Source organism: Pseudomonas maioricensis (assembly GCF_022790535.1).
In the GTDB taxonomy this organism is placed as follows: domain Bacteria; phylum Pseudomonadota; class Gammaproteobacteria; order Pseudomonadales; family Pseudomonadaceae; genus Aquipseudomonas; species Aquipseudomonas maioricensis.
Map to the genome: position 1 here is coordinate 47,139 of NZ_LOHG01000021.1, position 21,119 is coordinate 68,257.

Genomic DNA, 21,119 nt, shown 5'->3' on the forward strand with positions numbered 1-21,119 from the left:
GGGTCAGAGCGGGTTTCCCCTCACTTCTCACACAGAGCCGCCACAAAAATGAGCCTGTTCTCCGCTGTCGAAATGGCACCACGCGATCCTATCCTGGGCCTCAACGAAGCATTCAACGCCGATACCCGCACCACCAAGGTCAATCTTGGCGTGGGCGTCTACTGCAACGAAGAAGGTCGCATTCCCCTTCTGCGCGCCGTTGCCGAAGCAGAGACCATTCGCGTGGCTCAACACGCTCCTCGTGGCTATCTGCCGATCGACGGCATCGTTGCCTACGATCTGGCAGTACAAAAGCTGCTGTTTGGCGCCGATTCGCCCCTCATCGCCGCCGGCCGCGTGCTGACCACTCAGGCCGTCGGTGGCACAGGCGCGCTGAAAATCGGTGCTGACTTCCTCAAGCAATTGCGTCCTGATGCCGTTGTGGCCATCAGTGACCCAAGCTGGGAAAACCATCGCGCCCTGTTTGAAACAGCCGGTTTCCCGGTGCAGAACTATCGTTACTATGATGCGACCAGCCACGACGTGAACCGTTCCGGCATGCTGGAAGACCTGCAGAACCTGCCATCTGGTTCGATCGTCGTGCTGCACGCGTGCTGCCACAACCCCACCGGCGTTGACCTGACTCTGGAGGACTGGAAAAAAGTCCTGGAAGTGGTCAAGAGCAAAGGCCACGTGCCATTCCTGGACATGGCGTATCAGGGTTTTGGTGCAGGCATTGATGAAGACGCTGTTGCCGTTCGTCTGTTTGCCGAGTCAGGCCTGACGTTCTTCGCCTCCAGCTCGTTCTCCAAATCCTTCTCGCTCTACGGTGAGCGTGTCGGCGCACTGTCGATCATTACTGAGTCAAAGGAAGAGACCACCCGTGTCCTGTCTCAGGTCAAACGTGTAATTCGCACCAACTATTCCAACCCGCCGACTCACGGCGCGACGATTGTGGCTGCCGTACTGAACAGCCCTGAGCTGCGCGCGCAGTGGGAAGAAGAGCTGGCAGAAATGCGTGTTCGCATCAAAGGCATGCGCCAAGCCATGGTCGAGCGTCTCGCCAACAACCCCGCAGGTCAGGACTTTAGCTTTGTGGGTCGCCAAAGCGGCATGTTCTCCTACTCGGGCCTGACCACTGAGCAGGTGCACCGTCTGCGTAACGAGTTCGGCATTTATGCCCTCGATACCGGCCGCATCTGCGTGGCCGCGCTGAACCAGAGCAACATTGATACCGTCTGCAAAGCGATTATCCAGGTGATCTAAGCGGTCACGGTAATAAAAAAAGGGGAAGCAGACGCGAGTCTGGCTTCCCTTTTTTGCATCTGGCTATGAGGGTCTGACGCTTCGCCAACAAGTTGGCTCCTACGGGTCACTCGTTTGCCGAGCGCCAGCGCAGCCAAGAACCGCCCAGAAAAACACATCCAGAAACATCTTTTAAATATGTAATGAGAATTAACACTGCGGGTATTTGATTCTCATCCGTCCTAGTAATATGCAGCAGTCGCGTCGGCAAAAGCCACGACCGCTTTTTATGGACACTGTAAGCCCGGGCGACCATCGGGCTGCTCCACACCGTGAATCGAGACCGTTACTCCATGTCTAAGAAGTCCCGTTCAAAAATCTGGTTTCTCGTCCACAGCTGGCTGGCCCTGCCCATCTGGTTCTTCGTCCTGATCGTATGCTTCACCGGGACGCTGGCGGTGGTGAGCAAAGAGATCATGTGGCTGGTCAATCCGGAAATGCGCGCCAACCAGCCTTCCGCTGACGCCCCACGCCTGAGCTTTGAAGAGGTAAAGGCGACCATCCAGCGTAATGACCCGCAATTGAAGGTCGGCAGAATTTCCGAGCCTGACGGCGACTATTTTGCCTTGAATGTACGTGCTACCTACCCTGGCGGACGCTCCGTCGTCGCTTACGCCAACCCCTACACCGGGGTCGTTCAGGGTTTCGCGCCATCATTCGACTTCCCTGCCTTCACCCGCGCACTGCATGGCTGGTGGCTGGTGCCATTCACCAACGGCTTCTCATGGGGCTGGTACATGGTGTCGCTGTTGAGCATTCCCCTGCTCGCCTCGCTGGTGACAGGACTGGTGGTCTACAAGAAGTTCTGGAAAGGCTTCCTCAAGCCCACCTTGCGCATCCGCCATGGCGCGCGGATTTTCTGGGGTGACTTCCATCGCTTGAGCGGGATCTGGTCGATCTGGTTCATCGCCGTGATTTCAATCACCGGCATGTGGTTTTTGATCCAGGCCATCCTGTTTGATAACCAGATCAGTATTTCCAGCCAGTCGCCGATTGCCTCGGTGATCCCCCATGCCAGTGTTCCGTTGACGGCAGATGGCACCCCGGCACCGATGATCAGCCTCGACAAAGCCGTTGAAATCACCCGCGAGAAGATTCCCGGCCTGGAGCCCAGCTCCGTCAGCATGCCGCTCAATGCATACAGCAATATCAGCGTCGCGGGCCGCAGCTGGTATCCGTTGATGTTCCAGACCGCTGAAATCAATCCGTACAGCGGGGAAATCGCCACATCGCACCTGTTGTCGGACCGCTCCGCGCTGGAGTTTGTAACCGAATCGATGCGCCCCCTGCACACCGGGGACTTTGGGGGGATATGGATCAAGCTGATCTGGACCTTCTTCGCCCTGATCCTGAGCATGATGGTACTCAGCGGCTTGCTGATCTGGACCAAGCGCACCGCTCAGGCAACCCTCAACGCGCTCAAGCGCAATGAAAAAACCGAACGCGCCAGCGCCAGACAAAAAACGCTATCGCCCATGGCCACCGAGATCCCGGAGAACACCCTGTGAGCAAGGCAGCCACCGCAACGCCGCCATCGTCCCTGAGCCGTTTCTGGCATAAATGGCGCTTTCATATCAACATTCTGCTGGTGCTGATCCCGTTAGGCTTCATGCCCAAATACTTCACTGAAGTGGCTCTTTTCCGCGGTGACAGCGGCCTTGGCCAGCGCGAGATCGGCGAGGTTCAGGTCGGGCCGTGGAGCATCCGCATGGCGGAGTTTTTTGCTGAAGCCCCCCGCCTTGAGGGCGCATCCGGCTACACCAAGACCTTCAATGCTGCGCTGTGCGCCGAATGTGCCGACCGCGTCAAGGCCACTTACCTGCGCATCGGCAAGCCACGCAGCCTGCGCGCAGCCGGGGTTATCTTCTTCGGCTCTCCTTATCGCATGAGCGCCTTCATGCAGATTCCTGAACGCACCGACCCCGATGCCGAACTGTGGATCACCATGGAAGGCTGGGATGGCTCAATGCATCAGGCTTCCATTCCGCTCTCCAAGGCATCACCTGCAACCGTTGCCTGGCTGAAAAAACAAGGAGTCAAACCATGATCGGCAGACCTTATCTGCGCTGGCTGCGTGCCAGTGCGTTGCCCTTGCTTACCGCTGGCCTGCTTGGCCTGAGCACTCAGGCCATGGCGCACAACCCGATGTGCGAGTGCAAACAGATCGACAATGAACAGATCCGCTGCACAGGCGGGTTTTCCGATGGCAGCGGCGCGCCAGGCGTGACCCTTGATGTCATTGGCTATGACGAAACCATTCTGGTGCCCGGCAAGCTGGGCGAAGACTCGACAGTGACCTTCAAGAAACCGGCTTCCGAGTTCTATGTCCTGTTCGATGCAGGCCCAGGTCACGTGGTCGAGATCGACCAAGCAGATATTGAGGCCCCATGAGTACGCCAACCCATCAAGTAGTCCGTCCGGCGGGTGCCGGTCACGAAACGGCTTATGTACTGGCGTTGTGTCTGCTGATCCTGTTGGTTGCCGGAACCGTCATTGGCTGGCACGGCGAAAGCCAGGAGGTGCAGAAAGTCGCCGCCCATGAACTGGATGCTCGTCGCGACCTGACGGCTTCAGAGCAAGGTATCTACGCCGACCTGCGCGTCACCCTGGACGAAATTCGTTTGCTTGCACCCGAGCAAGCCACTCCGGTGACACCGCAACAGCTGAGTGATGAAGGCCTTGCGCCATTTGTCGAAGACGCAAGTTCGGTCAGCCGTGGCGGTCATGCCTGGCAGATGGTCGACAAATCGTACCTTGGGCTGAGTCAGGCCCCGACCGTAGCCGGATCATTTCTGCTGCGGGTTGGCGCAACCGATGACACGCAGGCCGATATATGGATCAACCGCAGCCCCTCGCTGACCTCCGGCAGCAAGCTCGCCATCACCGACGTCAGTGACAAAGCCCTGATCGCTTCGGGCTGGCAACAGGTTGTCGCACAGTTCGATGCCGGTGTGACTCGCCAGCACAAGCACTGATCCCACGCACTCATTTGAAAGAAGACTGCTAGCCCATGCCTATTTCTCTGAAACGCCGACCGTTGCTGCGCGCAGTACTGGTCGGCCTGCTGGCCACCCTGCTCGCCCCTCTGGCTCATGCCGACGCCAAGCGCCTGCGCATTGGCATCACGTTGCACCCGTATTACAGCTATGTCGCCAACATCGTCGGCGACAAGGCCGAAGTCGTGCCGCTGATTCCAGCCGGCTTCAACCCACACGCTTATGAACCGCGTGCCGATGACATCAAACGCATTGGGTCGCTGGACGTCGTGGTTCTTAACGGCGTAGGTCACGATGACTTCGCCGACCGCATGATTGCTGCCAGCGAAAAGCCGGACATCCCGGTGATCGAAGCCAACGCCGACGTACCACTGCTCGCCGCCACCGGCGTGGCAGCCAGGGGCGCAGGCAAAGTGGTCAACCCTCATACTTTCTTGTCGATCAGTGCCTCCATTGCCCAGGTCAACAACATTGCCCGCGAGCTGGGCAAGCTTGATCCGGACAACGCGAAAACCTACACCGCCAACGCGCGGGCCTATGGCAAACGTCTGCGTCAGATGCGTGCCGATGCCCTGGCCAAACTGACCAAAGCGCCCAACCCGGACTTGCGGGTTGCAACCGTACACGCAGCCTATGATTACCTGCTGCGCGAATTTGGCCTGGAAGTAACGGCAGTAGTCGAGCCCGCACACGGTATCGAGCCAAGCCCCAGTCAGCTGAAGAAAACCATCGACCAACTGCGCGAACTGGACGTGAAAGTGATTTTCTCGGAGATGGATTTCCCCTCCACCTACGTCGAAACCATTCAGCGCGAATCCGGGGTCAAGCTCTATCCGCTCTCGCATATTTCCTACGGCGAATACACCGCCGACAAATATGAGAAAGAAATGGCAGGCAACCTGGACACCGTAGTCCGCGCCATTCAGGAGTCGGGCGCATGACCGCTGCTGAGAAAATCGCAATTCCCGGCAACGGACCGGGCATTGAATTCGCGAATGTCAGCCTGACCCTCGGTCGCACCGCAATCCTTGATCGCGTCAGTTTCAAGGTTCGAGCAGGCAGCATTCATGCACTGGTCGGTCCCAACGGCGGCGGCAAGAGTTCGCTGATCAAGACCATGCTTGGCCAAATGCCCCATCAAGGCCAACTGAGCCTGCAATGGCCCGGCTCGCCTGGGCTGATTGGCTACGTGCCGCAAGCGCTGGAATTCGATCGCGGCCTGCCGATCACCGTGGACGACTTCATGGCCGCGATGTGTCAGCGTCGTCCGGCGTTTCTCGGTCTGTCAAAGCATTACGCCGCAGCAATCGGCGAGGCGCTTGAGCGCGTCGGCATGCAGGACAAACGCAAACGTCGCATGGGTGCGCTGTCCGGTGGCGAACGCCAGCGCGTGCTGCTGGCTCAGGGCTTGATCCCGACACCACAGCTGTTGGTGCTTGATGAACCCATGTCGGCGCTGGACGAAGCAGGTATTCAAGTCTTTGAGCGGCTGCTGGCGGACTGGCGCAAAGCAGGTATCACCGTGCTGTGGATCGAGCACGACCTTGAAGCCGTAAAACGCCTCGCTGATAACGTCACCGGCCTGAATCGCAGGGTGTTGTTCGATGAAGCGGCAGCCACGGCGCTGACGCCTGAACGTCTATTGACGCTGTTCTCGGCCCACCCTCGGGCTGTAGACGATAAAGCTGTGAACGCAACAAAAGGGAGCGCTGCCTGATGGATTACGAGCAGTTTCGTCTTTTCATTCAAGGGCTGGCGTCATCCGGCTACCTGCCTGAAGCATTGGCCTACGGCTTCGTGGTCAACGCGTTGCTGGCCGGGCTGCTGATCGGTCCGGTCCTGGGCGGGCTGGGAACACTGGTGGTGGTCAAGCGCTTCGCATTTTTCTCCGAAGCCGTGGGTCATGCGGCGCTGACAGGGGTAGCCGTTGGCATCCTGCTCGGTGAACCCTACACCAGCCCGTACGGTTCGCTGTTTGGCTACTGCCTGCTGTTCGGTATTGTCCTCAACTACCTGCGCAATCGTACTGGCCTGGCGCCGGACACACTGATCGGCGTCTTCCTTTCGGTATCCCTGGCCTTTGGTGCAAGCCTGCTGCTGATACTGGCAGGCAAGATCAACATCCACATCCTTGAGAACGTGCTGTTCGGTTCAGTGTTGACCGTCAACGGCAATGATCTGTTGGTGCTCGCGGTGGTCGGTTCGCTGGTCATGGGTCTGAGTTTGCCGCTCTACAACCGCATCATGCTGGCCAGTTTCAACCCGCAGCTTGCCGCCGTGCGCGGCGTTGCAGTCAAGGCGCTGGATTACCTGTTCGTGATTCTGGTGACCCTGATTACCGTGGCCGCAGTAAAAGTCATCGGCGCGATTCTGGTCGGCGCCCTGCTGGTTATCCCGGCGGCTGCAGCACGCCTGCTCAGCCAGTCGCTGAAAGGCTTTTTCTGGATATCAGTAGGCATCGCTACCGTCAGCACCTTGTGCGGCATCCTGTTGCCGATCGTTTTTGACCTGCCTGTACCGTCCGGCGCGGCGATCATTCTCGTCGCTGGCATGGCATTCGCTCTGGCCGCCATCGCTCGCGGCACCGTACCGAGCCTCAAAGGGAATATTGGATAATGTTGCGTAAATTGACCCTGGCACTGGCCATCAGCGGCCTGCTCTGTGCCACCTCTCATGCTGCTCCTGCTGCGGCCAATAACCCGGCCCCCGTCAAAGTACTGGCCAGCCTGCCGATCACCTATGGTCTTGGGCAAATCCTGCTCAAAGACAGCGGCGTAGTACTGGAGCGCGCCGCTGCGGCCAATCTGCCGGGTTCTCGCCAGACGGCATATTTCACAGGTCGGGGTGTAGAGGCGCTGCGTAAATTATCCACCGACGCCGACGCCGTGATCGGCCTGCGCTCGATCTGGCCTGATGATCCGCTGTATCCCAACGCACGGCGCAGTAACATCCGAATTGTCGAGATTGATGCAGCACGGCCGGTGGATGGCGCCTTGCCCGGCATTGCCGTGCAACCGCGTCCGGGTGTCGACGGGCTTAACAGCCAGCCATGGCTTTCCAGCAACAATATGGGGCGCATGGCGGATGTCATGGCCGCCGATCTGGTGCGCCTCGCCCCTGCCGCTAAACCCCGCATCGAAGCCAACCTAGCGACGCTGAAACAACAACTGCTCAAACTGACTGCCGACAGCGAAGCGAGCCTGGCCAGCGCCGATAACCTCAGCGTGGTCAGCCTTTCCGATCACCTGAGCTACTTGATCAGCGGGCTGAATCTGGAACTGGCGGATACGCAAATACTGGCAGACGACCAATGGACGCCTGAAGCTCTGCAAAAGCTGACGGACACGCTCAAAAATAACGACATCGCGGTGGTCCTGGACCATCGCCAACCGCCAGAACCGGTCAAGGCTGCAATTACTGCGGCAGGCAGCCAGTTGCTGGTGTTGGCGGTTGATGGCGAGGATCCACTGGCCGAGTTGCAGGGCAATATCGGACAGGTGACACAGGCACTGGCCGGGAAAAAATAACGGCTCGATATTCCCGACCCGACAATATGCAATTTTCAGGAGTTGAAATGCATTTTCTGTAGGAGCTGCCAGAGGCTGCGAAGCATTAATCCTGACGTACTGCGATCGCAGCCTTCGGCAGCTCCTACAGATCCACGTTCCAGCAACTACGCGAACGTTTCCAGCCGCCCCAAAGCCGCGCATCGTTCACCGGACGATGCCACTTTCGGTGACAGCCCTTCCCCCGCCCACCAACAAAAGTCTGTTGCAGCCCAGCAAAACCGCGAACATATTTGCTTGGCCCGGCTTTTGCCTTATCTTGTATATACAGGATGATATAACCCAGTACGCGACGGCGGAAAATTCCCGAACCGGTCGGCATAACTAAAACTCAAGCAGGAACGCGCACCATGCCAGCAACACTTCTTCTCACCCCAGGCCAATTCAACCTCGACCAATTGCGCGCCATCTATCAGCAGCAAAGCCCCTTCGAGCTTGATCCAGCAGCCCGTGAAGTGGTCGATGCCAGCACTCAAACCGTTAACGAAATCATTGCAAACCAGCGCACCATCTATGGCATCAACACCGGTTTCGGTCTGCTCGCTCGCACGTCGATCCCCACCGAGTCCCTGGCCAAATTGCAGCGCAACCTGCTGCTGTCGCATTGCACCGGCACTGGTCCCTTGCTGGACGACGCCAGCGTGGCACTGATCATGGCCCTCAAAGTCGGCTCGCTCGCCCGGGGTTTTTCCGGGATCCGCTGGGAAGTCATCCAGGCATTGAGCACGTTGTACGCTGCCAGGGTTTATCCGTGCATCCCATCGCAAGGTTCGGTTGGGGCGTCAGGCGACCTGGCACCTTTGGCACACATGTCGGCAGTCCTGATCGGTGTTGGCCGTGTGCGCCATCAGGGGCGAGAAATGGATGCCGTCGAAGGACTGGCACTGGCGGGGCTGGAACCGATGATACTGGGGCCGAAAGAAGGCTTGGCATTGATCAATGGCACGCAGGTCTCCACCGCCCTGGCCCTGCGCGGGTTGTTTGCCACAGAGAAGCTGTTCACTGCCGCGGTGGTTGCCGGCAGCCTCAGCGTTGAAGCACTCAAGGGCTCCGATGTGCCGTTCGATCCACGTATTCAGGCGGTTCGCGGCCAGCCAGGACAGATTGACGTTGCGGCGCTGTACCGCGAGCTGTTGGCCGAAAGCGAGATCCGTGAATCGCATGTTGATTGCGGTCGTGTACAGGATCCGTATTCCCTGCGTTGCCAGCCACAAGTCATGGGCGCATGCCTGGACCATATGCGTTTCGCTGCGGGTGTTTTCCTGCGTGAAGCCAACGCAGTATCCGACAACCCGCTGGTGTTCAGTGCCGATGGCGACGTGTTGTCCGGTGGTAATTTCCACGCAGAACCGGTCGCCATGGCATCGGATGTGCTGGCCTTGGCGATCTCGGAAATCGGTGCACTCTCAGAGCGCCGTATTGCACAGCTGGTAGACCCGGCGCTGTCAGGCCTGCCAGCATTTCTGGTCAAGGAAGGCGGTTTGAATTCGGGCTTCATGATTGCTCAGGTTACGGCAGCAGCACTCGCGTCGGAGAACAAGACCCTGGCCCACCCTGCGTCGATCGACAGCCTGCCGACCTCTGCCAATCAGGAAGACCACGTCTCCATGGCGACCTTCGCTGCGCGTCGGCTACTCGATATGGCGGGCAACAGCAGCGCAGTGGTGGCTATCGAGTTGCTTGGCGCCGCGCAAGGTGTCGACCTGCACGCGCCGCTGCACACCTCCGAGAAACTCAGCGAAGTGTTGGCGATGATTCGCAGTGAAGTCGCCCATTACGACGAAGACCGCTACTTCGCTCCGGATATTGCTGCGGCACGCGCCTGGGTTGAAGGGGGAGCATTCGCCCGCTGGCTGCCGTTTGAGCGGCTCTACGGCTGATCCAGACCCACTCGGAGAAATGAGCGTCACCTGCCCCCGCAAGTGACGCTCATTTCATGGCTGAACCTCACCAGTCGTCACATTGATCGAACGACCTGCAAACACAGCCCTCAGATTTTTGTAAGCCATCGCAGCTGAACAATAATCAGAGGTGAACAATGAGCGATCAAAATCAAAACCCAGCGGACCGCAACGACCCTGCAATTGAACCGGACACGGCCCCGCACCCCCAGTCGCAGGATCATCAGACTCAGGGCAACAGCTCTCAGTCCCAAAGCAAGCCCCAAGGCCAGCCAGACACACAGTTTGAGCAGAATCAGGACTCAGGGGGAAATACCTATACGCCTGACTATGAGCCTGAAGAAAAGCCGGAAAAAGTACCCGGCAATCTGCATCCCGAACAAGGCAAGGATGCGGATATTGATACGGATGGGGGTTAGATCCGCAGCGCCTGCATTTTAATCACGCGCCGCTTCCACAGTGCCTTCAACCTCAATGTTAGGCGATGTCTTGGGACCGGCCTTAGCGGGAAGGCGGCGTTACTGACGGTACAAATAAGTCGTTCGCTTTCCGGCTAAAGCCAGTCCCACGAAAGATGTCATTTCAGTAACTAAGTGTTCGTCGCCACAGCAACATGCTCTGAAGAAGCCCTGCACATCACGACGCCCGCCAATCCTCCCGCACCTGCTAGTCCAGCACTTTTCCTGAAGAAACATCCGCACACACTCCGTAAAACTTATCGTGTTGTACGACGTCTGACGTTATGTTCGACTTGACCCGTCTCACCAAAAATAACAATGGAGATCCTCCTATGGCGAGCACCAGCTCCGTCGATAAAAAAGCTACTGCTGCGCGTGAATCGGTCTTTGCCAAAGTCACCAAGCTACTTGGCCCTGGCATTATCGCGGTGTTGTCATGGCTGGGTGCCGGTGACCTGATTACCTCTTCGGTAGCAGGTGCCAACTACGGCTACGCCATGATGTGGGTACTGGCGGTCTCGCTACTGCTCAGGTTCCTCATCGTCAACATCATTGCCCGCTTCCAGCTCTGTAATAACAGAGGCATGAGCATCCTCGAGGGCTATGCCCAGCTCCATCCCATCTTTGCCTGGTTCATGCTCGGCTACGCACTGCTAATGGGTCACCTCATTAACGCGTACATGATCAAAGGTGCGGGCGAAGCGCTGGCTATGCTGCTGCATATCAATCAGCCGCTGCTGTGCTCTTTCGCAGTGGTTATTGCGGTCTGGCTGCTGGTGGGACGCAACATCTACACCATGATCGAAGGGGTCATGAAAGGCCTGCTGGCATTGATGACACTGGCATTCCTGGCACTGGCCGTCATGTCCAAACCAGACATGGTCGGCATTCTCAAAGGCACCATCGGCTTCAGCATTCCGCCCGATGAAGGCGTGCATGGCGCACTGCTGGTGGCGGTCTCTGTCATTGGTGCGGTTGCCGGTTCAATTGCCAACTTCGTTCACCCGTATGTGATGCGTGAAAAAGGCTGGATCGGTCCTGAGCACAAGCGCATTCAGCGTAATGATCTGCTGTTTGCAGTGTTCGTCGGCATCATCATCAACCTCGCCATCTGGGTGGTCGGTGCTGAAATCCTGCGTCCGAATGGCATACAGGTCACTACCCTGCAGGATCTGGGTAAAGCCCTTGAAATGTTCTTCGGTTCAGCTGGCTGGTACATCTTCTTCGTCGGAGTCTTCGCAACACTGTTCGCCAGTATCGCGGGCAAAACCACTGCCTTCCCGATGCTGATCACTGACGCCTTCCAGCATATCCTTCCGAAACGCCGTGAGAAATACGGGAAGGAGTTTCACAAGGACCCGATGCACAAGTGGTTCATGTTGTTCATTCTGGTCACCCCGTTGGTATGGTCGCTGCCCGGCATGCCGGACTTCGTGACCCTGACCATTGGCGTGAACGCACTGAACATTATTGGCCTGCCGATCATCTCGCTCGGCTTGCTGATCATGTCCAACCAGAAAAAGCTGCTCGACAAGCAATACCGCAACAACCTGTTCGAGAACATTGCGCTGGTGTTCGCCACAGGTCTGGCGTTGTGGGTTGCGTTTCAGTTGGGGGCAGATCTGCTGAGTTAACAGACGACCTGGCTGCTGAATTGCACCCGTTCCCTGTAGGAGCACACGAGCACCGCGAGGCCGCGATAACGTTAGATCAAACCGACGTCATCGCTGCCTCGCGCTGCTCATGAGCTACACAAGCATTTCAAATCAGCTAATCCATTTTTTGATAGAAGCTGACAAGGGCTGCTATTGCATAAACCTGACACACCGCAATCGCAGCCTTCGGCAGCTCCTACAACTGAATCGCCTTTAGCGCGGAAATCTTTTGCAACAAACCATTGCGCAGCAGCCGCATAAAACAGCAGGATCGCTCTAGCGTCTGCTTCGGGCAGGCATCCCCTGCTCAACCATGCGGAGCCTCGCTGCTAATGGATCAAGCCACCTCCCCTACGTCTACCCGGCTGACGTCCCGTGAATTTCGCGGAATGGTCGCCATTCTGCTGTCCATCGCCCTCGCAACGCTTGATACCGCCATCGCCAATACTGCGTTGCCCAGCATCGCAGCGGACCTCAATGCATCACCGGCCGCCTCGGTATGGGTCATCAACGCCTACCAGCTCGCAGCCGTCGCGACCCTGCTGCCCTTCGCCGCCTTGGGTGGAGTGATCGGGCACCGCAAGGTCTATCTGGGTGGACTGATTGTGTTTGTCCTGTCTTCGGCGTTGTGTACCTTTGCCTGGTCGCTGCCGTCCCTGACCATCGCCCGGGTCATTCAAGGCCTTGGGGCGAGCGCCATCATGGCTGTTAACGCGGCGTTGATCAGTTCGATTTTCTCCCATGAACGCCTAGGCCGTGGGCTGGGCATGAATGCCCTGGTAGTGGGTACCTCATTTGCTGCGGGGCCAACCATCGCGTCTCTGGTACTGTCCGTGGCGAACTGGCCCTGGCTGTTTGCGATCAACCTGCCTCTCGGCGTATTCGCACTGGTGTTTGCCTGGAACTCCCTGCCCGTCAGCAAGCCCGGCACCCTGAGCTTTGACCGGCTAACCGCGTTGCTCAACGTGATCACCTTCGGGGCACTGATTTTTGCGCTCAGCGAAGCCGCACAGCTGGGCTCCATGACGGGGGTTTGCGTCGCGCTGGGAGTGTTTCTGATTGCAGGCGCAGTGATGCTGCGTCGTGAAGCCGGACACCCTGCGCCGATGTTTCCACTCGACCTGCTCAAGCGGCCGATGTTCGCGCTTTCCGCTTTGACTGCATTCTGCTCCTTTGCGACCCAGGGGCTGGCCTTCGTGTCGCTGCCCTTCTTCTTTGAAACGGTGTTGGGCCGCGATCCGATTCAGACCGGATTTTTAATGACACCGTGGTCAGTTGTAGTAGCCATGATCGCGCCCGTAGCCGGGCGTTTGTCTGATCGCTATGCCCCTGGAATGCTGGGCGGTATCGGTCTGGCGATTCTGTGTGCCGGAATGATTTCTCTGACCCTGATCCCGGCTGATGCGAGCGCATGGGAAATCGGCATTCGAATGGTTATCTGCGGGCTGGGCTTTGGATTCTTTCAAGCCCCTAACCAGAAAGCGCTGATGACCAGCGCGCCCAAGGAACGCGCCAGTGGTGCCAGCGGCACCATCGCTACTGCGCGATTGATCGGCCAGGCCACGGGCGCCGCGCTGGTTGCGTTGAGCTTTGGTATCAGCGGCGAACACGGACCTGTGCTGGCGTTGTCCATTGGTGCCGGTTTTGCAGCGGTTGGCAGCATTTCCAGTGCCTTGCGATTGGTCGCGGCCAAATCGCCGCCTGGCGCAAGCTGAAGGAATCTCACATCCAGTGAAAAAATAGCCGTTCGTAGGAAACCTTCTGCAGAGCGAGTCGTCCCAGCTATGATGGCACAAGGCCTCTCACTACCAAGACCACTCTGCGGCCGTACGGAACGTTTATGCATCTATCACTACAAGCCGAAAAACAACGTCTGGCCGCGGTTCGTGCCATTCAATGGCTGGAAACTGCCGCCGACGAGAACTTCGACCGTATCTGTCGACTGGCCTCCGCCTATTTCAATGTGCCGACGGTGTTGGTGTCATTGGTGGAGAAAGATCGACAGTGGTTCGCTGGCAGAGTCGGCTTCCAGAATTCACAAACCCCTATCAATCAGTCGTTCTGCGCTCACACGATCAAGCAGGACGGGGTCATGCAGGTGGTCGACGCCTGCGTCGATCCACGCTTCATGGACAATGAACTGGTAACCGTTGAAGGCGGTATTCGCTTTTACGCGGGTGCTCCACTGGTGACACGTGATGGGCATGCGATTGGCAGCCTGTGCCTTATCGACAAGTTTCCTCACCAACTCAGTCATGCGGAAACCCTGGTTCTACAGGATCTGGCCGAGATGGTGATTTCGCAGATTGAACATAGACAGCAAACCAGCATGTGCAACGCTGTCAGTGGCCTGCCCAATCTGCGGCAATTCCTGACCGACAATGCGGGTCCATGGCTGAACACCGAAGCGTCTACGCGCCTGTTGATGGTGGTCGAAGTAGTCGATAGCCAATGGACGCATGACTTTGCACTCGACCATGGCCCGGGTCTGGTGGGTGCCAAAGCGGCCAGCATTACAACTCGCATTAATGAGGCATTGGGTGAAGAGCTGACGGCTTATCACATCAGTGAGCGCCACCTGTGCCTGTTGCTACCCGCAGAACCTCAGGATCAAAGCGACCTGATCCTTACGCTCAGCACATTGGTTTGCGAACCCTGCGCGGAGGACTCCATTTCGACATTGCCCGGCATTCGTATGGGCATTGCAGTGTGTACGGATGGCAAACAGTCAATCGGCGATCTGTTGCGCAAAGCTCGCAGCGCAGCGGAGACGGCAGCCAGAGACGGGATCGACTGGTCGGTATGGGATGAGAATCCAAATTGCGCATCGCGCCGCTCCGAATCACTGATAAACGACGTCGCAGGCGCTTTGTCGAATGGTGGTATTTCCTTGGTCTTCCAGCCACGTTTCAGGCTGGAGGACGGTCACCAGGTCAGCGCTGAAGCGCTACTTCGCTGGAATCATGAAGTCTTCGGTCCAGTATCCCCCGCTGAATTCATTCCGCTGATCGAGCGTTCCGGCCAGATCAGCCTCGTGACGCGTTGGGTCATTGATAACGCTCTCGCTCACGCTGCAGCCTGGGTGGATAGCGAAGCCAAGGTTTCCCTGAACCTCTCCGCACTGGACTTTCAGCACATCGATATCGCTCAGGCACTGAAGGCTGGATGTGAAAAGCACGGGATTGGCGCGCATCGGGTGGAGGTGGAAATAACCGAGGGCGAGTGGATAAGGGCCAGCACCACGGTACTGTCGCAGTTAGCGGAGATACGCGCTCTCGGGGTAGATGTTGCCATTGATGACTTCGGCACCGGTTACAGCAACTTTGCTTACCTGCATGAAATCCCTGCCAATGTGATCAAGCTGGATAAGTCGATCATTACTGACCTGGAGAACAAGCCACGCAATCGCGTTATTGCTCAATCCATTTTCCAGCTCGCGCATCAATTAGGTTATCGAACCGTTGCGGAAGGTATCGAAACCTTCAAATGCATGGACCTGGTCAGAGGCTACGGCTGCCATGAGGCCCAGGGGTTTTTCCTGAGTCGACCGCTTTCCGGAGAACAGATCAGGCTCACGGCAACCGGCAGCAACTTTCTTTTAAGCGCCTGATAAGTCTGACAAATGCCCTACTTATCGGTCTTGTAAGGTGGGTAGTCGTCATCGCCCACGCGCTTGTCGTTGCTTGGGTCCTTGCCATCCTCGGGAGACTTTGCCGGACCCACAGGGTCAACTTGTGGGTCCGCAAGGTCGGGGGAATCCGGATCGAAGCCCAGATCCTGCTCAGGGTCGCGCTTATGGTTCGCCATGCTCACCTCTCCTGGTAAATGCCCAACCGCGTCGGGCTACTCATTTAAGAAGAAAGCCTGGGCGCAAAGTGCAGCGCAACTGACGAGCGGATCCTCATCAGTGGAGCCTGGTCACTGCTGCGGCATGGCCGAAGAGTGGTGATTGAGGATGAGCCATTCGCCATCAATCTTCTGATAAAGATAGGTGTAGCGCGCCTGGACCTGACGTTTGCTGCCATCAGCCTCGGTGAGCGTGAAGGTATACACGCCCGTGTCCAGCGCCTTGTTTTCATTCAGGCGACGAATCTCGCGGAAGTTGATGACACCGACCGGTTTCAACAAAAGGAAGTGGTCAAAGTAATCCTTGATCTCCGCAGGGGTGGTGCGCACCTTGTTGGATACCGTGGGTTGCAGAATGGCGTTTTTCGCATAAAGGGCCGTGACCTTGGCGGAGTCACCAGTCTGCAGCGTGCGGTTCCAGCGCTCGAACAGAGCGGCAACTTCTCGATCCTTGACGTCCGTCGGTTGCGGGGCAACCGATGTGTAGGAATACGGTTTGACCGGCGCGGTATCTACAGCATGGACCAGAGGAGTCGCCAGCAGAGCAATCAGCGTCACGGCAGACATTTTTACGTTGAGCTTCATTTACAGTATTCCTATCGGCTTTTGGTGGAGCTACTGTGCCGCGTCACAAATACTCGGCCATCAGCCGATTGGACCTATCTGCCTATGCCATTTGGCAGATAGCGGCACAGCACCGGAAACAGGTCTAATGGCGCCACTTTCTGCCGAATGGATCCGGCCCCTGTGTTGGAGCACCACATGCACAAGCCCCCTGATGATTCGGCCAGCGCGCTCAACCTGCGTAGCCAGTACCGCCAATGGGAAAGTCGTGCAGCCCGTTTGCGACTCCTTGTGGACACCGGCCAGGAACTGACCCGTCTTTCGCCTTCAGCCATGCGCCAACGTGCACTGCAACGAGCGTGCGCGTTTCTGGCCATGAACCAGGGTGTTCTGCTTGAGTGGAACGGCGAGGCGCCGGCCAGGCTCAGCGCCAGCCAGGGAAATCCGCAGTGCGTGGACACGCTGATGACGCTCCTCGACAGGACAATCCTTGCGCCTGAATGGCAAGTACAGCCCTGCCCCCAAGTACCGTGCATGCTGCATTTACCACTGCTGAACGCTGATGGAGAGCCATTTGCCGCGCTACTGCTGGCGAACAGCGCGAACATCGGAGCACCGGGTACCGAGGACCTGCAGTCACTGCAATTGCTGGCCACGCTTCTCGCGGCACACCTGGAAAACAGTCGTCTGCTTGATGCACTGTCGGTGCGTGAGCGGGCCATGTCGGAGCTGGTCCACCGTTTATTCACCGCCCAGGAAGACGAACGCAAGCGCGTCGCTTACGACCTGCACGACGGGCTGGCGCAAACCCTGGCCGGTCTTCACCAACGCCTTCAAGGTTTCGCCAGTCAATGCCCTGAGCTTCCTGCCCCGTTGAATCAGGAACTGACAACCATTCTGCAACTGGCGCAACGTTGTGTGGGCGAGGGTCGGCAGGTCATCAGTGGCCTGCGTCCGGTTGTTCTGGATGACTTCGGCCTTGTTCAGGCCATCGACAAGGAAGCGGATCGCCTGCGCGAAGCTGGCTACTCCGTACAATGGACAGCCAAGTACGCGGAGCGGTTACCCGACGCGATTGAAATCACGCTGTTCCGCATTGCCCAGGAGGGCATCAATAACATCCTCAAACACGCGGGTCCCTGCAGTGTGCTGCTTGCCCTGCAACTGCGTGACGCCGATGTATCCGTGCTGATCGAAGACCTCGGCCAGGGTTTTGCAGCCCGACAGCCCGCTCAACCAGGCTCGACAGACGGGCTGGGATTAACGGCAATGCAAGAACGCGCACATCTTGTCGGCGGGCGTTTTGACTGCATCAGTCACCCAGGCAAAGGCACACGCCTGAGTGCGACTGTCCCGCTACAAAGCCTGGAGGTGCAGGCATGAGCAGGACATTGAGAATGGTCATGGCAGATGACCATGAAGTGACGCGCGCAGGCTTCATCTCATTGCTCGCGGGTCATCCGGAGTTTGATGTGGTTGGACAGGCCGACGATGGTCAGATGGCACTGGAGCTATGCGAGCGTTTGCGCCCTGACATCGTCATTCTCGATGTGCGTATGCCGATTCTCAACGGCCTGGGTGCCGCCCGCCTTCTGCAACAGCGCATGCCGGAAATAAAAGTAGTGATGTTTACCATGGACGACAGCCCGGATCATCTGGAGGCTGCCATTGCCGCCGGCGCTGTTGGCTATTTGCTCAAAGACGCGACTCGCGAGGAGGTCATCAATGGCTTGCGTCGCGTTGCCGCCGGGGAAGATGCTCTTAACAGTGCGATGAGCGCGCGGCTACTCAGGCGCATCGCCACCCGCCGGGCTTCAGGCAATACGCCCCGGGAAAACCTGACCGAGCGGGAGCGTCAGGTACTGGGGCTGGTTGCAGGCGGTTTCAGCAACCGGGAGATCGGCGAGAAACTGGGCATCGCTACCGGCACCGTCAAAGCACACGTCGAACGCGTAATCAGCAAGCTCGATGCCTCCGACCGGACCCAGGCAGCGGTGCGCGGTATCGCTCTGGGGCTGGTGGCCCAGCCTGATGGAAACTGGACGTGAGTCGCTGGTCGGACCTTCCCCTGCGAGGCAAGGCGCTGGTTGCAATCGCCCTGCCCCTGATCATCCTCATGTCATCGCTTGTGCTGATTTACCTGGCCGAACGGCAAACCGCACGTGCCGAGGAAGATGTGCGCAGGGTCTTGCTGGTGCAAGGCGATATTCAGGCGGTTCATACCCTGCTTGCCGAGGCAGCAGCCAGCGAACGGGGTTACCTGCTCACCGGCCGTGAAGATTTCCTGCCCGCTTACAACAACGCCAAGCCGCTGATCGACGCAGCACTGCTACGTCTGGACGCCAACGTTCGTGACCCTGAAATTCGTGAACGCCTGCAACTCATGACGCCGCTGATCAAAATCAAACTTGGCGCCCTGGCGAAACTGCGCTTGAGCAACGGCAAGGATCCGGAGCAGGTCACAAACATTCTTGTAAGCAACAAGCAGGTTCTGGACACCCTGCGTGAACAGATCAGCGCCATGCGCAATCGCGAGGATACGCTGCTGGCGGAGCGCAGTGCTGCCGCGACGCAAACCCGCGAGCAACTGGTATTTGCCACATTCCTGGCAGCGTGCTGCGGAGTATTTGCGGCGATCGTGGCGATGCTGTTGCTGTCCAGAGGTATCGTCAGCCGGGTCGAACATGTGAAACGTAATGCGCAACGCCTGGCCCTGGGTCATCCACTGTTGCCGCAGCCACCAGAACAGGACGAAATTGGCCAGTTAGGCACGCGCTTGGTAGAAGCCGCCCACCTGCTGGCACAACGCGAAGGTGCCTTGCGCGATAACGAAGAACGCTTGCGGCTTATCATCGATGCGGTCAAGGATTACGGCATCTTCGCCCTTGACGCCAACGGCCGCGTCACCTCATGGAATGTCGGGGCGGAACGGATCAAGGGCTACAGTGAGCAAGAAATCCTCGGTCAGCCATTCTCGGTTTTCTATTTGCCGGAACAATGCCCGCAGCGTCCGGAAATGGCACTGCGAGAAGCCAGAAGCAAAGGCTATTTCATGGAAGAGGCCTGGCGCCGCCGCAAGGATGGCAGCCGCTTCTGGGCCAGCGTTGTCATCAGTGCCCAATACGACCACAGTGGAACCCTGCGCGGTTTTTCCAAGGTGACCCGTGATATCAGCGACCGCCATGCAGCCGAGATAGCGTTGAGTGCAGCCCGTGAAGAAGCTGAGCGCGCCAGCCGGGCCAAAAGCGAATTTCTCTCCCGAATGAGCCACGAATTGCGTACGCCTTTGAACGCGATTCTTGGTTTCGCGCAACTACTGGAAATTGATCCTCAACCGGCGCAACGCCAACAGATCGGACACATCCTGAAGGCCGGTCAACATCTGCTGACACTGATCAACGAAGTCCTCGACATTGCCCGAATCGAGTCAGGCCATCTGCCCGTCAATCTGGAACCCATCAGCCTGGAAACGGCCTTGAAGGAAGCGCTGGCACTGGTCGCCCCAATGGCAAACGAAGCCCGGATCCGTATCGCACCGCTTCCACTGATCCGCGCCGAAGAAGGTGTTATCGCCGACCGTCAGCGCTTGATGCAGGTGCTGCTTAACCTGTTATCCAATGCCATCAAGTACAACCGTGCAGAGGGAGAAGTCACGATTCAGGTTGCCCGTAGCGGTCCGCAGGTCACTGTGACGGTTTCGGACACCGGCCCCGGCATTGCCAAGGACCAATTACACAAACTGTTCCGGCCTTTTGAGCGATTGAACGCAGATCATCAGGTGGAAGGCACGGGCCTTGGGCTGGCGCTGAGTAAAAACCTGCTGGAAATGATGGACGGCAGCCTCAATGTCCTGAGCGCAACGGATGCAGGGTGTCGCTTCACGCTCAGTTTGCCTCATGCCTTCATTCAGCCTGACGAGACTCGCATGGTTTCGCCGCCAAATGAGCTCAGTGATGAACCCGGGCAATCAGCGGCTGGATATCGCGCCAGCGTGCTCTGCATCGAAGACAACCTGGCCAGCCTGACCCTGATCGAGACATTGTTGCAGCGGCGGCCCGGTATACAGCTGTTTTCCAGCATGCAGGGGCAGATGGGACTTGATCTGGCGACTCGCCATGCGCCGGATCTGATCCTGTTGGACGTCAATCTTCCCGATGTCTCGGGTATCAGGATTCTGCGCCGCCTGCGTCGTGCCACTCGTACTGCCAATACCCCTGTCCTGATGATGACCGCCGACGCCTCGCCAATGACACATAACGTGTTACGCGAAGCGGGTGCTACCGCCATCCTGGTAAAACCGATCAATGTCCGCATGTTTTACGACCATATTGATCAGTACCTGACGGAGCCTTTATGACTCAAGATCTTCGTATCCTGCTGATTGACGACCAGCGCACCAATATCGAACTCATGGAGCAGTTACTGGCCCGTGAAGGGCTGCTCAATGTGTTGAGTACCACGCAGCCAACTCATACGCTGGAACTGTTCAATAGCTTTGAGCCGGATCTGGTTATCCTCGACCTGCACATGCCCGAATTCGATGGCTTCGCCGTGCTCGAACAACTGGGTCGGCGCATTCCACCTCATGAGTATCTGCCCATTCTGGTGCTGACCGCAGATGCCACCCGAGGCACCCGGATCCGCGCCTTGGCCCTGGGGGCCCGGGATTTCATCAGCAAACCCCTGGACGCCCTGGAAACCATGCTCCGGGTCTGGAATCTGCTGGAAACCCGCGTGCTCTACAAAAGCTTGCGTCAGCTGCTGCCAGCAGAACAGATTGAGCTTCTACAGCAGCGGCGCGGCATAAATCTGCAAGAGACCAAAAGCATATCCCTGTAGGAGCTGCCGA

At 57.9% G+C, this 21,119-nt stretch carries 20 protein-coding genes; 18 read left to right on the forward strand and 2 right to left on the reverse strand.

Annotated elements, in window-relative coordinates:
• Positions 1 to 48: 48 nt before the first annotated feature.
• From AUC61_RS23240 to AUC61_RS23305, 14 genes are all read left to right on the forward strand, one after another.
• Complete coding sequence (locus tag AUC61_RS23240) at positions 49 to 1,245, forward strand: amino acid aminotransferase (protein WP_243248515.1); 1,197 nt, start codon at positions 49 to 51, stop codon at positions 1,243 to 1,245.
• Between the two features lie 332 nt (positions 1,246 to 1,577).
• Positions 1,578 to 2,792, forward strand: coding sequence for a PepSY-associated TM helix domain-containing protein (locus tag AUC61_RS23245; protein WP_243248516.1), 1,215 nt, complete (start codon positions 1,578 to 1,580; stop codon positions 2,790 to 2,792).
• Entirely contained in the window at positions 2,789 to 3,331 is a 543-nt protein-coding gene (locus AUC61_RS23250) for a thiamine pyrophosphate-binding protein (protein ID WP_243248517.1), read from the forward strand. Before AUC61_RS23245 ends, AUC61_RS23250 begins: the two co-directional genes overlap by 4 nt.
• Positions 3,328 to 3,675: a hypothetical protein gene (locus tag AUC61_RS23255; protein ID WP_243248518.1), complete on the forward strand. Its 348-nt coding sequence runs from the start codon at positions 3,328 to 3,330 to the stop codon at positions 3,673 to 3,675. Before AUC61_RS23250 ends, AUC61_RS23255 begins: the two co-directional genes overlap by 4 nt.
• Positions 3,672 to 4,259 (forward strand): DUF6162 family protein, encoded by a 588-nt coding sequence (locus tag AUC61_RS23260; protein ID WP_243248519.1) that lies wholly within the window; start codon positions 3,672 to 3,674, stop codon positions 4,257 to 4,259. The genes AUC61_RS23255 and AUC61_RS23260 overlap by 4 nt, the downstream gene beginning before the upstream one ends.
• A gap of 35 nt (positions 4,260 to 4,294) precedes the next feature.
• Complete coding sequence (locus AUC61_RS23265) at positions 4,295 to 5,221, forward strand: metal ABC transporter substrate-binding protein (RefSeq protein WP_243248520.1); 927 nt, start codon at positions 4,295 to 4,297, stop codon at positions 5,219 to 5,221.
• Positions 5,218 to 5,997 (forward strand): metal ABC transporter ATP-binding protein, encoded by a 780-nt coding sequence (locus tag AUC61_RS23270; RefSeq protein WP_243248521.1) that lies wholly within the window; start codon positions 5,218 to 5,220, stop codon positions 5,995 to 5,997. The genes AUC61_RS23265 and AUC61_RS23270 overlap by 4 nt, the downstream gene beginning before the upstream one ends.
• The gene (locus tag AUC61_RS23275) at positions 5,997 to 6,896 is read left to right on the forward strand and encodes a metal ABC transporter permease (RefSeq protein WP_243248522.1); all 900 of its coding nucleotides are present in this window, start codon (positions 5,997 to 5,999) and stop codon (positions 6,894 to 6,896) included. The genes AUC61_RS23270 and AUC61_RS23275 overlap by 1 nt, the downstream gene beginning before the upstream one ends.
• Entirely contained in the window at positions 6,896 to 7,807 is a 912-nt protein-coding gene (locus AUC61_RS23280) for a metal ABC transporter substrate-binding protein (protein ID WP_243248523.1), read from the forward strand. Before AUC61_RS23275 ends, AUC61_RS23280 begins: the two co-directional genes overlap by 1 nt.
• A 389-nt stretch (positions 7,808 to 8,196) precedes the next feature.
• On the forward strand, positions 8,197 to 9,726 hold the full coding sequence (hutH, locus tag AUC61_RS23285; RefSeq protein WP_243248524.1) for a histidine ammonia-lyase: 1,530 nt from the start codon (positions 8,197 to 8,199) through the stop codon (positions 9,724 to 9,726).
• A 158-nt stretch (positions 9,727 to 9,884) separates the two neighbouring features.
• Positions 9,885 to 10,166, forward strand: a complete 282-nt coding sequence (locus AUC61_RS23290) for a hypothetical protein (RefSeq protein ID WP_243248525.1) — start codon at positions 9,885 to 9,887, stop codon at positions 10,164 to 10,166.
• A 371-nt stretch (positions 10,167 to 10,537) separates the two neighbouring features.
• The gene (locus AUC61_RS23295; RefSeq protein WP_243248526.1) at positions 10,538 to 11,839 is read left to right on the forward strand and encodes an Nramp family divalent metal transporter; all 1,302 of its coding nucleotides are present in this window, start codon (positions 10,538 to 10,540) and stop codon (positions 11,837 to 11,839) included.
• Positions 11,840 to 12,249: 410 nt separating this feature from the next.
• Positions 12,250 to 13,575 carry an MFS transporter gene (locus tag AUC61_RS23300; protein ID WP_243248536.1) on the forward strand — a complete coding sequence of 442 codons (1,326 nt, stop codon included), beginning with the start codon at positions 12,250 to 12,252 and terminating at the stop codon, positions 13,573 to 13,575.
• Between the two features lie 125 nt (positions 13,576 to 13,700).
• Complete coding sequence (locus tag AUC61_RS23305) at positions 13,701 to 15,470, forward strand: sensor domain-containing diguanylate cyclase (RefSeq protein WP_243248527.1); 1,770 nt, start codon at positions 13,701 to 13,703, stop codon at positions 15,468 to 15,470.
• 17 nt (positions 15,471 to 15,487) lie between these two features.
• Here AUC61_RS23305 and AUC61_RS23310 read toward each other — a convergent pair whose 3' ends face one another.
• Positions 15,488 to 15,667, reverse strand: coding sequence for a DUF6021 family protein (locus AUC61_RS23310; protein WP_243248528.1), 180 nt, complete (start codon positions 15,665 to 15,667; stop codon positions 15,488 to 15,490).
• Positions 15,668 to 15,778: 111 nt separating this feature from the next.
• Entirely contained in the window at positions 15,779 to 16,291 is a 513-nt protein-coding gene (locus AUC61_RS23315; protein WP_243248529.1) for an SgcJ/EcaC family oxidoreductase, read from the reverse strand.
• Between the two features lie 177 nt (positions 16,292 to 16,468).
• On the opposite strand from AUC61_RS23315, the gene AUC61_RS23320 reads away from it, so the two are divergent.
• Genes AUC61_RS23320 through AUC61_RS23335 form a run of 4 tightly spaced genes read left to right on the forward strand, consistent with a single transcriptional unit; the run spans position 16,469 to position 21,109 of the window.
• Entirely contained in the window at positions 16,469 to 17,653 is a 1,185-nt protein-coding gene (locus AUC61_RS23320; RefSeq protein ID WP_243248530.1) for a sensor histidine kinase, read from the forward strand.
• Positions 17,650 to 18,318 carry a response regulator gene (locus tag AUC61_RS23325; RefSeq protein ID WP_243248531.1) on the forward strand — a complete coding sequence of 223 codons (669 nt, stop codon included), beginning with the start codon at positions 17,650 to 17,652 and terminating at the stop codon, positions 18,316 to 18,318. The genes AUC61_RS23320 and AUC61_RS23325 overlap by 4 nt, the downstream gene beginning before the upstream one ends.
• Positions 18,309 to 20,627: an ATP-binding protein gene (locus AUC61_RS23330; RefSeq protein ID WP_279291164.1), complete on the forward strand. Its 2,319-nt coding sequence runs from the start codon at positions 18,309 to 18,311 to the stop codon at positions 20,625 to 20,627. Before AUC61_RS23325 ends, AUC61_RS23330 begins: the two co-directional genes overlap by 10 nt.
• Positions 20,624 to 21,109, forward strand: a complete 486-nt coding sequence (locus tag AUC61_RS23335) for a response regulator (RefSeq protein ID WP_243248533.1) — start codon at positions 20,624 to 20,626, stop codon at positions 21,107 to 21,109. The genes AUC61_RS23330 and AUC61_RS23335 overlap by 4 nt, the downstream gene beginning before the upstream one ends.
• Positions 21,110 to 21,119 lie beyond the last annotated feature (10 nt).

Bases quoted from the DNA above. Each gene is read 5' to 3' on its own strand.
- AUC61_RS23240 (WP_243248515.1), top strand. From the start codon at position 49: ATGAGCCTGTTCTCCGCTGTCGAAATGGCACCACGCGATCCTATCCTG.
- AUC61_RS23245 (WP_243248516.1), top strand. From the start codon at position 1,578: ATGTCTAAGAAGTCCCGTTCAAAAATCTGGTTTCTCGTCCACAGCTGG.
- AUC61_RS23255 (WP_243248518.1), top strand. From the start codon at position 3,328: ATGATCGGCAGACCTTATCTGCGCTGGCTGCGTGCCAGTGCGTTGCCC.
- AUC61_RS23260 (WP_243248519.1), top strand. From the start codon at position 3,672: ATGAGTACGCCAACCCATCAAGTAGTCCGTCCGGCGGGTGCCGGTCAC.
- AUC61_RS23265 (WP_243248520.1), top strand. From the start codon at position 4,295: ATGCCTATTTCTCTGAAACGCCGACCGTTGCTGCGCGCAGTACTGGTC.
- AUC61_RS23270 (WP_243248521.1), top strand. From the start codon at position 5,218: ATGACCGCTGCTGAGAAAATCGCAATTCCCGGCAACGGACCGGGCATT.
- AUC61_RS23275 (WP_243248522.1), top strand. From the start codon at position 5,997: ATGGATTACGAGCAGTTTCGTCTTTTCATTCAAGGGCTGGCGTCATCC.
- AUC61_RS23280 (WP_243248523.1), top strand. From the start codon at position 6,896: ATGTTGCGTAAATTGACCCTGGCACTGGCCATCAGCGGCCTGCTCTGT.
- hutH (WP_243248524.1), top strand. From the start codon at position 8,197: ATGCCAGCAACACTTCTTCTCACCCCAGGCCAATTCAACCTCGACCAA.
- AUC61_RS23290 (WP_243248525.1), top strand. From the start codon at position 9,885: ATGAGCGATCAAAATCAAAACCCAGCGGACCGCAACGACCCTGCAATT.
- AUC61_RS23295 (WP_243248526.1), top strand. From the start codon at position 10,538: ATGGCGAGCACCAGCTCCGTCGATAAAAAAGCTACTGCTGCGCGTGAA.
- AUC61_RS23300 (WP_243248536.1), top strand. From the start codon at position 12,250: ATGGTCGCCATTCTGCTGTCCATCGCCCTCGCAACGCTTGATACCGCC.
- AUC61_RS23305 (WP_243248527.1), top strand. From the start codon at position 13,701: ATGCATCTATCACTACAAGCCGAAAAACAACGTCTGGCCGCGGTTCGT.
- AUC61_RS23310 (WP_243248528.1), bottom strand. From the start codon at position 15,667: ATGGCGAACCATAAGCGCGACCCTGAGCAGGATCTGGGCTTCGATCCG.
- AUC61_RS23315 (WP_243248529.1), bottom strand. From the start codon at position 16,291: ATGAAGCTCAACGTAAAAATGTCTGCCGTGACGCTGATTGCTCTGCTG.
- AUC61_RS23320 (WP_243248530.1), top strand. From the start codon at position 16,469: ATGCACAAGCCCCCTGATGATTCGGCCAGCGCGCTCAACCTGCGTAGC.
- AUC61_RS23325 (WP_243248531.1), top strand. From the start codon at position 17,650: ATGAGCAGGACATTGAGAATGGTCATGGCAGATGACCATGAAGTGACG.
- AUC61_RS23335 (WP_243248533.1), top strand. From the start codon at position 20,624: ATGACTCAAGATCTTCGTATCCTGCTGATTGACGACCAGCGCACCAAT.